10 protein-coding genes are annotated in these 12,720 nt (G+C 67.1%); 6 read left to right on the top strand and 4 right to left on the bottom strand.

Translation table 11 applies throughout. The features are described 5' to 3' along the window. The first annotated feature begins 245 nt into the window (after positions 1–245). The 3 genes from IF17_RS1000000137305 to IF17_RS0135550 all read left to right on the top strand — a co-directional run bounded on the left by IF17_RS1000000137305 (position 246) and on the right by IF17_RS0135550 (position 2,915). Positions 246–2,132, top strand: a complete 1,887-nt coding sequence (locus IF17_RS1000000137305) for a hypothetical protein (RefSeq protein WP_051884228.1) — start codon at positions 246–248, stop codon at positions 2,130–2,132. A 46-nt stretch (positions 2,133–2,178) separates the two neighbouring features. Next, positions 2,179–2,526 (top strand): hypothetical protein, encoded by a 348-nt coding sequence (locus IF17_RS1000000137300; RefSeq protein ID WP_157851210.1) that lies wholly within the window; start codon positions 2,179–2,181, stop codon positions 2,524–2,526. 131 nt (positions 2,527–2,657) lie between these two features. Next, positions 2,658–2,915, top strand: coding sequence for a hypothetical protein (locus tag IF17_RS0135550; protein WP_030575295.1), 258 nt, complete (start codon positions 2,658–2,660; stop codon positions 2,913–2,915). Positions 2,916–3,266: 351 nt separating this feature from the next. On the opposite strand, the gene IF17_RS1000000138850 is transcribed toward IF17_RS0135550, so the two are convergent. Then, complete coding sequence (locus IF17_RS1000000138850) at positions 3,267–5,870, bottom strand: ATP-binding protein (RefSeq protein ID WP_051884226.1); 2,604 nt, start codon at positions 5,868–5,870, stop codon at positions 3,267–3,269. 9 nt (positions 5,871–5,879) lie between these two features. Continuing rightward, entirely contained in the window at positions 5,880–6,320 is a 441-nt protein-coding gene (locus tag IF17_RS0135540; protein WP_143660241.1) for a hypothetical protein, read from the bottom strand. Between the two features lie 830 nt (positions 6,321–7,150). On the opposite strand from IF17_RS0135540, the gene IF17_RS1000000139165 reads away from it, so the two are divergent. Continuing rightward, positions 7,151–7,324 (top strand): hypothetical protein, encoded by a 174-nt coding sequence (locus tag IF17_RS1000000139165; protein WP_157851209.1) that lies wholly within the window; start codon positions 7,151–7,153, stop codon positions 7,322–7,324. 656 nt (positions 7,325–7,980) lie between these two features. Then, positions 7,981–8,148, top strand: a complete 168-nt coding sequence (locus IF17_RS1000000139435; RefSeq protein ID WP_167344551.1) for a hypothetical protein — start codon at positions 7,981–7,983, stop codon at positions 8,146–8,148. Positions 8,149–8,512: 364 nt separating this feature from the next. Here the strand turns inward: IF17_RS1000000139435 and IF17_RS0135530 are convergent, their stop codons facing one another. Together IF17_RS0135530 and IF17_RS0135525 are read right to left on the bottom strand one after the other, a co-directional pair. Further along, positions 8,513–8,692: a hypothetical protein gene (locus tag IF17_RS0135530; protein ID WP_029181939.1), complete on the bottom strand. Its 180-nt coding sequence runs from the start codon at positions 8,690–8,692 to the stop codon at positions 8,513–8,515. A 232-nt stretch (positions 8,693–8,924) separates the two neighbouring features. After that, positions 8,925–9,653 (bottom strand): hypothetical protein, encoded by a 729-nt coding sequence (locus IF17_RS0135525; protein WP_030575288.1) that lies wholly within the window; start codon positions 9,651–9,653, stop codon positions 8,925–8,927. Positions 9,654–10,133: 480 nt separating this feature from the next. On the opposite strand from IF17_RS0135525, the gene IF17_RS1000000138840 reads away from it, so the two are divergent. Continuing rightward, on the top strand, positions 10,134–12,050 hold the full coding sequence (locus IF17_RS1000000138840) for an AAA family ATPase (protein WP_157851208.1): 1,917 nt from the start codon (positions 10,134–10,136) through the stop codon (positions 12,048–12,050). Positions 12,051–12,720 lie beyond the last annotated feature (670 nt).

Raw genomic sequence — 12,720 nt, 5'->3', positions numbered from 1 at the left:
ACCGCGCGCTCGCGAAGCTCGGGAGGGTAAGGGGACGGACGTGCCATGACTCGATCCTCTCAGGGAATCGAGCCTCCATCAGACCCGGAGCGGTTCACATGGCCTGACGGGCGGCCATGTCCACGACCGGGAGGGGCATGAAGTTGGCCCCTGGCGGGCTGGGTGATTGGGCGCAATGCGCTCTGTCGCGCACGCACTCCAGGTTCATACGCTGGCTCATTCACAGGTGAACAGACGGGGGACAGGTGACGCAGCGCAAGCAGGGCCGGGGCTGGGGAGAGCTGAAGGCGGATACGCCGGAAGGGCGCGAGCTGGCCCAGTTCCTCCGTGACCTGATCACGCAGTCCGGGAGGCAGATCCGAGACCTGGAGAAGCCGACCATGCTGTCCCGGACATCCATCGGCCAGCACCTGAGCGGGGAGAAACTCCCCTCGGCGCAGTTCCTGGACCGGTTCGTGAGCGCTACGACACCGCCGCGGGAGAAAGCACTGCGCCTGCAGCAGGTGACCAGGCTTCTGGAGAAGGCGAAGAACCCGGCACCGCCTCTGCCCGTTCCGTCCCAAGCGGCGGGCGGGACCGTCTCCTCGCTGGCGACCCTCGCCGCCACAGCGCAGGGGCAGGCAGCTCAGGCGCAGGAGGAACTACGACGAGCACACCAACGCAACGGGGAGCTGACCAGGGAGAGGGACGACAGCCAGCGCATGGTGCTGTCGCTGAGCCTGCTGACCAGCGACCTGCGCCGCAAGATCGCGACGGTGGAACACGAGATGGGCGACCAGGCCCGCGGAGATCTGGAGAAGCTGACCGCGCAACTCGCCTCCGCACAAGCAGAGCTGGATCGCGCGAGGGCCGGCCGGGACGAGTCCGAACTCCTCGTGCAGCGCTTACGCCGACGCAGCGACCTGCTCGAGGAGCAGCTGGCACAAGCCCGCGATACCAAGACCGTGAGCATGCTCTTCTCCGACAGCGTCGCCGGCACCTCCTCGCCCCGCCCGGAAGAAGTCCAGGAAGCTGCCTTCCAGACCGACTTCGCCCGCGCACTGCGCACCGCGCAGGGATTCCTCGACGACGGCCAGGCCCACCGCGACCTGGTCCGCGAGGAGTGGAGCCTGGCTTCCCGCCGTACGACGGTGGGGCCGGTGGAACAGTGGCGCACCGCGACGTATGTCGCGACGCGGTCCCTGGGCTGCCTGCTTGTGGCGGTCGCTGCACTGGGCTGGGTCTCGCTGGAGCACCCGACCCTTGCGGTGCTGCTCATTCTGGCGGGACTGCTGCTGGTCGCGGATCCGTGGGAGCCCCTGGCGAAACTGTGGAAATTCGTACGCTCCTTGATCCGGCAGGAACAGCCCGGTGAGACGTTGGCCATCAGCTCCCGGTCCCTGGCGCTGCGCGGTGGACGGTGTCTGGGAGCGTTGCTGACCGCCACCGGCGTGGCCCTCAGCGCGCAGGCCGCAGGCACCTGGTGGCTGGTACTGCTGGGTCCGCTCACCTGCACTGTCGCCGCGTACACGGTGGTCGGCCAGGACGACCGGGTGAGGGCCGCAGTGCAGCAGGCCATCGGTGACCTGGCCGCCGACTTCTCTGCAGCCCCTCCTCGCCCGGGCAGGACGGCACCGACGCAGCTGATCGCACTGTCGGACCCCGGCTGGGCCCAAGACCGCAAGCAGGAACTCAGCACCGCCCTGGCGCAGGGCTGGGGAGCCGCGGTCCTGTGGGTCAAGGTGCTCTTCGTGCTGCCCCTCGGACTCTTCACCGTCGCCCTGATGGGAAGCCTCGGAACGGGCATCCAGCACGCCATCGAAGGTGCCACCTGGGACAGCCACGGCATGGTCGCGGTCATCGACGCACCCGTACGGGCCTACCTGGAAACCCACCGCACTGGGCTTCCCGTCACCGCCGACACGCTCTACACCACGTGGCTGGCCGTCGGCGCGGGCCTCCTCACCATCTCATTCGTCACCTGCACCTTCGGAGCCCGCCTTACCTGGGCGGGCTGGGGAGCTTGCAGCGTCGCCATGGTCTGGGCGGCCACCACCGGGCCCGCCCGGGGCATCGCCTGCGCCGTCACCGGCCTCGCCTGGGGCATCGCGTCAATCTTCGCTCTCCGCGGAGTCGGCACCCGACGGCGGTAACCAAGCCCGTGCCCCGGTTGTGGCCTTACCCAGTGCTGGTCTTCCGGTGGCCGGGGACTTCACCAGTCCAGAGGTGTTCTGGTGCCGGACCACCGCACCCCGCCGCACGGCCACCCGCCCCGGCACGGCCCGCAGCGCCCCGCCCCCTGCCGGGCCCACCACCCGCGTACGCAGCTACCAGCGCGCGGACGGAACCCGCGTCCGCAGCCACCACCGCACCCTCACCCCCAGCACAGCCGCGGCCGGCACCGGGATCGGCAGCCTGCTGCTCCTCTTCCTCGTCCTCGCCGCTCTCGCGCCCAAAGGAAGCCCGAGCACCCCCGGGGAAGGAGCGGGACCATCGGCCCCGGCCACCCTGGCCCCCACCCCCTCCGAGCTGCAGCTCGGCAGGTAACCGGCGTGGCACTCCTCCACAGCCGGCCGCTCCCGTCCGGTGCCCCACCCGGGGCGGGATGTCAGTGGCCGCTCGTACCGTCGAAGACAGGTGCTGGAACAACCGGGTCCTGAAGGGGAACGGAGCGGGCCATGGGCGAGATCAACGTGAGCAGCCACAACCTCGGACGGCTCCTGGCCGACGGCACGGGCACCCCGGCCCGCTCCTACCAGGCCGTGTTCGCCGAGCTCGCCGAATCCCACCAGGGCCGCCCGGCCGCAGAGATCGCGGCGCTGCTACGCCGGGCGGCGGACGAGGCGCTGGTCGGTTTCACTGCCGCGGACCTGTACGAGCAGGCGGAGGCGATCCGGACCGGACAGCGGTACTTGCTGCGCATCCGCGTCACCTAGACCGACCCCTGCCGACGGCGGGTTGCGTGGTCGGGGGTGGTCGGCCCATCCGGCCGACGTGCGAAGCGCTCCCCGGCCGGCTCCGCACCCTCCGGACCACGCCAGGCCGCGAACGTCATGCCGGGGCCGTCTTCCGGCATGGGGCTTCGGTTCTCATCGGGCGTGGCCGTCTTCCTCGGTGCCGGCGCCGGTGCCGGTGCCGGCGCCCTCGTCGGCCGCCCCCCAGCCAGAACTCGGCGGCCAGCAGATCCTCTGCCGTGATCAGCCACCCTCACGCCTGTCCTGGACCGCCAGGCAGGGTCTGGAGACCTCTGTCCTCCTGGGCTGGTCCGCCGAGGACCGGCTGATGGTTCAACCAGACTCCGAAGCCACATTTCTGGCAGGCAGGTCCGCAACTGTGGGCAGCTGCGCTTCCACGTTCTCCGTGCTGTTCGCGTGCTCTCGGGAAGCGGCTGCTTCCTCCTCCGCGCCCGCCTGGGTATACGCCTGGGCGGACTGCTCCCATGCCTCACGCACCTGAACCGGATCGGCACCGGCGGCGGTCAACGTGGTGGCCAGCTCGCCCCACGCCTCACCCGTACGGAACCAGTCCCTTTCCGCGGCCAGCATCGCAGCAGCCTGCTTCCCCGCCACGACAGCCTCATCAACCCGGCCCAGGCCCCGGTACGCGGTGCCGAGGTTGTTCCAAGCAATGGCTTCGCCGTGGGTGTCGCCGGTCTGCTGGTCGAGGCAGCGGGCGGTTTGGTGGGCGTGGAGGGCGTCGTCGAAGCGGCGCAGCTCCTGATAGGCGTTGCCGAGGTTGTTCCAGGCGGTGGCTTCGCCGTGGGTGTTGCCGTTCTGCTGGTGGAGGTCGCGGGCGGTTTCGAGAGCGTGCAGGGCGTCGTCGAAGCGGCGCAGCTTCTTGAGCGCGCCACCCAGGTTGTTCCAGGCGGTGGCTTCGCCGTGGGTGTCGCCGGTCTGCTGGTGGAGGTCGCGGGCGGTTTGGTGGGCGTGGAGGGCGTCGTCGAAGCGGCCCAGGTCCCCATAGGCGTTGCCGAGGTTGTTCCAACCGGTGGCTTCGCCGTGGGTGTCGCCGGTCTGCTGGTAAAGGTCGCGGGCGGTTTCCAGAGCGTGGAGGGCGTCGTCGAAGCGGCGCAGGTCCTGGAGCGCGGTGCCAAGGTTGTTCCAGGCATCGGCTACGCCGTTGGTGTCGCCGGTCTGCTGGTAAAGGTCGCGGGCGGTTTCCAGAGCGTGGAGGGCGTCGTCGAAGCGGCGTAGTTCCTGGAGCGCGCCGCCGAGGTTGTTCCAGGCGGTGGCTTCGCGTTGGGTGTTGCCGGTCTGCTGGTAGAGGTCGCGGGCGGTTTCCAGAGCGTGCACGGCGTCCTCGAAGCGCCGGAACTCAAGGAGCGCGCCACCGAGGTTGTTCCAGACCGTGGCCTTGTTCCGGGTGTCGTTGAGCTTGGTGCAGGCGTCGAGCGCGAGGGCGTTGACCACGACGTGGTCTTGGAGGTGGCGTCGCCATTTCAGGTAGGAGCCGAGTGCGGAGCTCAAGTCCAGGGCGGCTTGGGGGGTGGTGTGGGCGGTGGCCATGAGGTTTTCGCGTTCGGCGTCGAACCATTCCAGCGCGTGATCCCGATCGGTGAACCGGGCCGGGACAGGGCCGCCAGGGGGGTCGAGATGGGTGCTGGCGGCTTGAGCGTGCTGGATGTAGTGGTTGATGAGCCGGTCGTGTGCCTGGTCGTAGCGGCGCCGGGGTGTGCGGCCGCGGTCCATGGTTGCTGTGGCCTGTTCGTGGGCGTAGGCGCGTAGGAGGTCGTGCATCTGCCACCTGCCGCGGACCGCTGGGGTGCGTTCGATGAGGTGGCTGGTAGCGAGCCGCGCGAGGAGGCGTTCGGTGGCCGGCTGCGGCTGGTCGGCCAGGACGGCCGCGGCCGGTGTGGAGATGTCGGGGCCGGGGTTGAGAGCGAGCAGGCGGAACAGGTCCTGTTCCTGCGGGGTGAGGCGTTCCAGGGACTGGTCGAACATGGTCCGCAGACTGCGTTCACCGTCGTCCAGACCGTCCAGAACGCTTTCCGTGCCGCCGAGGGCGTCGGCGCGTTCGGACAGCGGCTGCTCCGGGTCCTGGGCCAGCAGGGCCGCGGTGATCTGCAGGGCCAGCGGCAGATATCCGCATGCTGATGCCAGCCGCTCGGCGGCTTCCGGATCCTCCCGGACCCGCGGGTCGTCCGGATCGTTGTTCTTCAGGGCTGCCTCGAGCAGGGCGACGGCGTCTTCCGGCTGGAGGCGGTTGACCGTCCGCATCCGGCCCAACCCGGTAAGCCGGTGCCGGGACGTGACGAGCATCCCGTGATGCCCCGGCGGTACCAGCGGCTGCACCTGCGCGATGGCCGAGGCGTTGTCGGTCACCACCAGCAACCGCTCACCCTTCTCCTGCCGCGCGTTGAGCTGGGACCTGTACAGCGCTTCCCGTCCCGCCCCGGGCGGCGGGAGATGCTCGTGCGGCACACCGAGCGACCGCAGGAGCGCTTCCAGTGCCTCCTCGGCCTGCGCCGGCCGGGGGTCGTAGCCGTGAAGGTCGACCAGCAGCACACCGGTGAACCAGCCCCGGTTCTGTGCGGCGTGCCCTGCGGCGTAGGCGAGGGTGGTCTTCCCGACGCCGCCCCAGCCCGACAGCACGGCCACCGCGGGCCCCTCGTCAGCACGGTCGGGATCCAGCACACCGAGGATGTACGCGAGGTCGTCCTCACGGCCGGTGAACCCCACGGGCGGCTGCGGCAGCGCGTCCAGCGCCGTAGGCACCGGCGCGTACTGCTGCACGTACGTGTTCGCGGTCATGGTGCCGTGCCCCAGCACCTGGCTGCCCGCGAAACCGGCACCGCGGAAATCGTTCCCAGCCGAGCTTCCCCTCCCCGCCTGGCCCTGCTGAGGCTTCCCGCTCTTCTTGCCCTTGCGCTTGGCGGTGTTCTTGCCCCCCACAACCATGTCCTACTTGTCGTAGTTGTTCGTGACGGTCATGGTCCCGCTGCCCAGCACCTGACTGTTCGTGAACGAAGCCTGACTGAAGTCGTTGTGCACCGTCTCCACGGGCTTGGCGGCCTCGGCCTGGGCGACCAGCGACTGCAACTCCGCCACCACCAACTGCTGCTCCGCAGCGGGCAGCTCCTCCAGAAGCGTTTCCAAGCGCGTCTGCCACCGCGCGACCTGCGCGATCTGCACCCGCTGCGCGTCTTCACCGTCGTCGGCGGCTTCGAGTACTGACCTGGTCTGGTCCAGGCGCTCCAGCTCGGCCCGCTCGCGTCCGGGCTCTCCCCGGCCGAAGAGGCGGGCGAAACCTTCCCGGATCCCGTTCCACGCGTCCGTCCCCGCCGCCTGCACCACCGCGGTACCTCCGGCAGCCGCGACAGCGATGAGCCCCTCGACCAACATGGCATCCCCCCGCATCCAACAGATAAGGACTTCAGCCTAGTTCGACCACACGGTGGCCATCAGCAGGTCTGCGGAACCGCGGCCGAGTCCCGTCCAGCGTGTCCAGGTGCGCCCTCCGGCACGGCTCTACCCACTGTCTGGATACCCCTGCCATTGCTCGCCTTGCTTGCCCTCATGCTCCTGGCCCTCGCTGTCGTCGTGTTCGTCGCCGGTCCGCACGCGGCGGCAGAGCCGCGCTCCTGGTGGTGCTCGTCCTCACCATGGTGGTGCCTGCCCGCACCGTGACGGGGGCGGTGAAGTCGGTGTTGTGGCGCTGTCGCCCACCACTGCCCTGCCCCTTCACGGTGTTGTCAGCAGCCCGCCCGGCGGGGGCTTGCGGGACTAACCCCTCTCCGCCGCAGAGTGCTCCCACCAGTCCGAACCAACCGACTGTCCAGCCACCGCGAATCCGTCCCACCACCCGCCCGACACCGGACCGGCCTCCCAGAACAACGGGGGTTGCGCGGCTTACCCCGCCGCAGTGCAGTGTGCTGCCAGCAGTCCCGCCCGGCCTACGTCCCGCCCCAGAGAACCAGCCCCCCTAGTTGCCCATGAGTCCCGCCGGACGGGACTTGCGCCGCTTACCCGGCCGCGCCGCATGGTGCTGCCACAGCGCACGACCACCCCGGTTGTCCAGTCCTCGCGAATCCGCCCCGACACCTCGTCACCGGCCCCCGGGCCGGGCTCGGATCGGATGTTCGCGAACTATTGAATGGCTGGCGGCCGGTGCGGACTGTTGTCCCCGCGCTCACCCGGAGCGCCCCTTTCACCCCTCGAAGGAGAACACCGTCATGTCCTCGCTCACCCTGCTCGTCGCCGTGCTCCTGGTCCTCGTCGTCGTCCTGGTCGTGGCCCTGCTCATCGACCTCGCGCACCGCTACCCGAAGGCGGCCACCCCGAGGCTCGTCGGCCTCGGCGGCATGACCGTGATCGTGGCCGTCGTCGTCCCGATCGTGATCCGGTGACACCCAGTTCGCTGCTGGGCAAGCCCTTCTCGGGGGAGGGCTTGCCCAGGGGCCGGGCAGGCTTGCCCGCAGGGCTGTGACCTGGACGGGTCAGGACTCGGGTCAGATTCACGCCGTGACGTCGACCTGTCACCGGGCCGCGCCTCGGGCTTCCCGGTGGCGGCTTCCCGTCACGGTGGCCCGTGGAGGTGGTGCTGGACCGGCGAGGAGTGTTCGCCGGTCCGGCAGTGTCCGATCATGCCGCACATCCCGATTTCGGGCACGGGAGGGCGGCAATCGGTCCGCAGCCGGCCCGTATCAGGTCGCCTCACCGTTCGCGGCCTGCACGGTGCTTGGCGCTCCTACGATGCTCTCGTGACCACTCGCCGCGCCCTTGGCGCAGGGCCCGAAGCTTCCGGGCCCAGCAGTATCCGTGCAGCCGAAGCCGACATCAGCGATGCCCTGCCCGGCGTACGCCTGCCGGACCTTGTTGAGCTCCGATCGCGTGGGGTGGTCGGGTCCCGCCTCCCGGGGAGCGGAGGCGCGCGTCGGGCCCTTGGGACCGGTGCCGCGGACGAACAAGCCCCGCAGACCCCGCAGACCTAGCCCGCAGCGGCCGAGGAACGGGGTCTCGGTCTCCCTCGCGTCCCGAACCGGAGCGGGGCACGCTGGGAAGCGTGACCAGTGCGCTGATCGTTGTGCACCGGCCTTCCGTCTCGGGTGGCCGGCGGGTCACTGTGCACAGCCGCGGCCGGGACGAGATCCTTGGCACCGCCTACAGCGACCACGACCTGGTCGTGTTCCTCGAGAGCGCCGGAGCGCATCGTGGACGTAGGCTGCGCTGAATTCGTGGGCGGGGCCGCCGCGCCACTCCTCCCGCTTCGGCGGCGTCGGCCGGTGGTCGACGTCCCTGTTTTGCGGGATGGGAGGGGCAAGGCGCCCAGCGGCTCTCAGGGCCTCGAACGCCGCCCCGCGGCCCCCCTGGGGCTGCAAGGCCCCGGCGGGGCTTCTAGAGGCGGTCAGTCGGATTCAGGTACAAGATCCCGTCAGGGCGGGGTACGGGGAGTCTTCTCTTCGCTCCTACACTTCCGTAGCGTGTGCCAGCGTGGCGAAACCCGCCGTCAGTGGAATGAGAAGACGGGTTCCGCCACCAGTGAAGGACACCGCAGGTGGGCCCCCGAGTGGTGAGACACGAGGGGGCTCGCCGCGTTAGGCGCCCAGAACCTTCGCGAGCAGTTCAGCGAGTTGCTCGCCGGCTCCGGTTGCAAAGCCGATCAGCAGCGCGAGCATCGTCATGCTGACGAGACCCTGCCGCCTCCTGCGGTCCTCCCGGCCCGTTGCGTTCTCGGACGCAAGGTCCTCCTCGTTCTTCTCGGAGCCGGTAGGCATGAGCAAAAGAACACCTCCCAATCGGTCAAGTGACATGTCGGCACCCCCGCAGCAACGGGCGGTGTCCGGCCGCGTTCCTGACGGATCGGGACCACGCATCGCTGCGGAAGTGGATGTGACAGTAGCCCCAAACGAACCGTCAGCTCAGGGCTCTGCCAGACGACTTACCTGCCGGTAGCGATTACCATGACGGTTACGCGTCCGCGCGCGCGGGAGGCACCTGTGACGCAGCTCACTTCTTCTTGCGCTTTCGACTCGGTTTCGAAGTCTTCTTCCACGGTGTTTTCGGCAACCGCGCCACCTCACCCACCCCCAGCCCAACCACCGGAGAGCGCACCGGCTTCACCCGGAAACCGTTCTTCTGCATCACAGCCGTACGCCTCCGCTCCCTCTGCGCAAGCCACTCAGCACGCTCTGCCGGCGACAGATGCTGAGGCGGCCTCCTACGCTTCCCCCGCCGCGCCTGCGCGACCTCCCGCTGCCGCGCCGCCTGCTCCAGAGCCTGCAAAGCCGACTCGAACCACCGGTCAACCGTCTTCGTGGTGTACCCGGTGATGTCAGCGAACTCCCGAGCGGAAAGCCCCACCTCCATAGCTCGCCGCACCGACGACCGCGCCCTGGCCGAGATCTTCAACTCCGTCTGCGACAGACGACGCCGACGCTCCCCGATCCGCACAAGCCGCTCCTGCGCCCTCTCAACAGGTAAGCCGCGCGCCTCGACTCTTCGCTTCGCCACCCAGCGCGCGACGGTCTTCGGGGTGTAGCCGGCCGCGGCAGCCACCTCCTCCACGTTGATCCCCGAGGTCACCGCCTCCACGACATGCCGTCGAACCTCCTGCAAGTACCTCTGCTCCGCGCACCGGAATCTGCTGCGACGGCGGTTGATGCGCACCAAGTAGACGCGCAGCTCACCCGCCACCTCCGCCTTCGTCTTCCCATGGCTGTACGGACCCTTGACCATGCCCCCTCCACTCCGTGTTGAGGGCATCCTGCCAACGGGTGACCCCGCGGCAGAGCTAGATACTTGCAACTGCGCCCAGGTGAGCTCCCTGTCGCTGCGCCCGCAGCCAGCCCCCATGTGCGGTCGGTCTCACGCCATCGGGTGGTACATCGGGGCGGAACTTCTGAGACCCCTAGACGCTCCAGGCATAGATCATGTGACTCATAGATCTTCAAGAATCGGAGCGTCAACCGCGGCTGCCGTCACCTCCGCGCCATACCGGCAACTCCCCTCCCGGACCGTTGACAACTGCGGGGCGCTACGCGCGGACGGAAGGGACCGCGCGGACGAGCTCGATGGATGCCGAGCGTCGCCCAGAGCACCTTTTGAGTGGTTGCCTGCTGCTCTGACATGATGCCGCTTCAAAGGGGAGGCGGGGCATTGAAAATTACGCGCATCAGAGCACGCGGGTTCATGTCATTCACTACGCTTGACTTGCCGTTGGATGCAGGTACGACGGTGGTGACCGGCCCCAATGCAGTGGGCAAGTCGAATCTCGGGCGCATCATCGACGTGGCTCGTCTTGTGGTGGCCTCCCACGCCGGCTCGGCAGTCCAGGACCGGCTAGACCTGTACACGCGAGCTCCTCGGCACGGGGCACGCGCTTTTCAACTGACCCTGGACGTTGAGATGGACCAGTCCTGGGAACAGGAACTTGTCGCCACCTTCATCTGCGCCGCCTATGCGTCGAGCGAGGATGCGCGGTTGGCACAGGGCCGCGTACATCCAGTATGGCGGGACCGGGACGCCCGCCAGCGCCTGATCCCCGAAAGCGCGCACCTTCTGCTCCGCGGATCCCTCGTAGTGGATTATGACGAAGGATCACAGCCTCGCTGGCGGGCCAGATGGCACTACTCGGCGCAGGGCCTTGAGTCGGCCTGGGACATCGACCTATTCGGTGGGAACACAGCGCTGCGTGCCATCGGTGAAACTGCAGCTCAGAGGCTCACTTTGCAAGACGCGTGGAGTCGCGTATTTCCTGATGACGAAATCAAACATAGGGCGACAGGTCCGAAGCTTGACTTCATGGAGATATTTAAAAACCTCAACCATCCGATCGCTCTACAAACACATGCGCACGACACCGGAGCTCCTATCCTGAACAGCGTTCGGGATCTGCACACGCTTCTGGGATGGGATATAAACGAACCGCGCCAGGTAAACTTCACTCACATTCTTCACGCCGTTCTTCAGCGTGGCATTGTACTGACCGACAATCGTCGCTTGCCGCTAGATCGCTCGTTCAGCCTGCCGAGCGTTGGAAGACAAGCCGATCTCCAGGACGGCAGCCAGGTCCCCTCCGAACTGTACCGGCTTAAAAACGGCCCACTTCTTCTGCGGCAGCGCTACCAGCGAATCCAAAAGCGATTTAGAGAGCTCGTAGGCACTGGATTCGACGTCCAGGCTACTCCTGATCCTCTGCAGCCGGGAAATCTGCTGATTGATGTCACAGTTTCTGAGGGCGACTATGAATACCCGATCGCGTTCTCGGGTGCAGGACGACAAGAGGCACTGTTCCTCAGCACCATTCTCGTTGGAGACCCCGGACGCGTCATCGTACTAGACGAGCCTGGCGTACATATCGAACCCACTCTTCAACGTCGAATCGCTCAAACAACTCCCGACGACACTCAGTGCCTGCTCATCACCCACAGCGCGGATCTAGTGCCTGTGTCAGCGCCCGACGACCTGTCTCGCATTCTGCGCCTTTCTCTCTCGCTCAGGGGCGGCAGCAGTGCCCATCGCGTGAGACAGCTTGACCCCAAGGAGCAAGCACGCTGGTTGCAGGTTCTAGGTTTGCGTGACACACGCGCTCTGCTTTTTTGTGCCGGCGCCGTACTGTGCGAAGGAGCAACCGAAGTCGGCAGCCTCGGCACATGGTGGGAAGAAAGCAGCCAGTCGCCGAGCAGCGCCAACATTGCGCTCATCGACGTTGGCGGAGATAGAGCGTTCGGCCGCTATATCCAGTTTCTGGAGGCTTTTAATATTCCATGGGCTGTTATCGCGGATGGTCCTGCCCTATACCCAGGAAGTAGCTTGCACCGACAGCTAAAGGATCAATCGCTTCTCCCCGCAGCAGAACCCGACAGCGTGGCACCCGCTTTCGGTGAATGGCAGGGTTTCTGGAGGAGTAACGGCGTATTTAGCATGGCTGACACTTTCGGAGGCCCTGGATCACATTCCGGGGAATTCGAGGCATACCTTAAGAAATTGAATCCGCAGCTAATGCAACAGCTCAGCGCGGAACGAAGTAAACCCAGACTAGGGACCGCTTTCGCTAGCCAACACCCCATCCCTCATGAGATCTCCCACCTTTACCGGGATATCCGAGACCGACTGATGACTCCTACCGGCTGACATTTGGTAAATGGTGAAAGAATCCCTTCCGGGGGGTGTGGCCTGGTTCTATGCTGCATCAAGTTCTGCTGCCCTATCCCGCTTTTTTGATTTGATGGGTGAATGGAGGGTGGGTGTGGTTGCAGAATCGGAACCGGCGGGGCGCTGCGCTGGCTAAGAGCGCTGCGGTCGACCGATGGTCGCCGCAGCATTCGGGCCGGGGCTCCTGGTGGTGGCGTCGGTTAATTTTTCTATCCGCGTGTCTGGCTCCGACAGCAAGCGTTCTGGGGGTGGTTCAGAAACCCACTCTCTACCCCGTGCCTCATCGTGATGCACGGGGACGGATCGCTTTTGTATGGAGGTAGGGAAGATTTCCACTCCGTACCCGGGCGCGAATCGTGATGCACTCTCAGGAGGCACAGTCCACTGGCCGGTTGGAGAAGCTCCCGCCCGACCCCCGTTGCCAGCCGCCCGCGTAGCGGGCTCATCCTGGAGGCGGAGCTGGAAGGAGCCCCACCCAACGACCCGTCACGACCCGGTCCGGCGCGGAGCGTCGGGCCGGACCCCAGTCGCCCACTCACCCCGTGAATTCCGGAGGAATTCACCAACAATTCCGGAGGAATTGTTTAAAGCCCGTAGGGCTTTATCGTCTTTACGACCCGTAGGGTCGTGCGTCGTTCCTCCGGAGGAG

It is taken from the genome of Streptomyces cyaneofuscatus (assembly GCF_000718135.1).
GTDB classification, from domain to species: Bacteria; Actinomycetota; Actinomycetes; order Streptomycetales; family Streptomycetaceae; genus Streptomyces; species Streptomyces cyaneofuscatus.
This window is presented reverse-complemented; position numbering and strand designations above follow the sequence as displayed.

Bases quoted from the DNA above. Each gene is read 5' to 3' on its own strand.
- IF17_RS0135550 (WP_030575295.1), top strand. From the start codon at position 2,658: ATGGGCGAGATCAACGTGAGCAGCCACAACCTCGGACGGCTCCTGGCC.
- IF17_RS0135540 (WP_143660241.1), bottom strand. From the start codon at position 6,320: ATGTTGGTCGAGGGGCTCATCGCTGTCGCGGCTGCCGGAGGTACCGCG.
- IF17_RS1000000139165 (WP_157851209.1), top strand. From the start codon at position 7,151: ATGTCCTCGCTCACCCTGCTCGTCGCCGTGCTCCTGGTCCTCGTCGTC.
- IF17_RS0135530 (WP_029181939.1), bottom strand. From the start codon at position 8,692: ATGCCTACCGGCTCCGAGAAGAACGAGGAGGACCTTGCGTCCGAGAAC.
- IF17_RS0135525 (WP_030575288.1), bottom strand. From the start codon at position 9,653: ATGGTCAAGGGTCCGTACAGCCATGGGAAGACGAAGGCGGAGGTGGCG.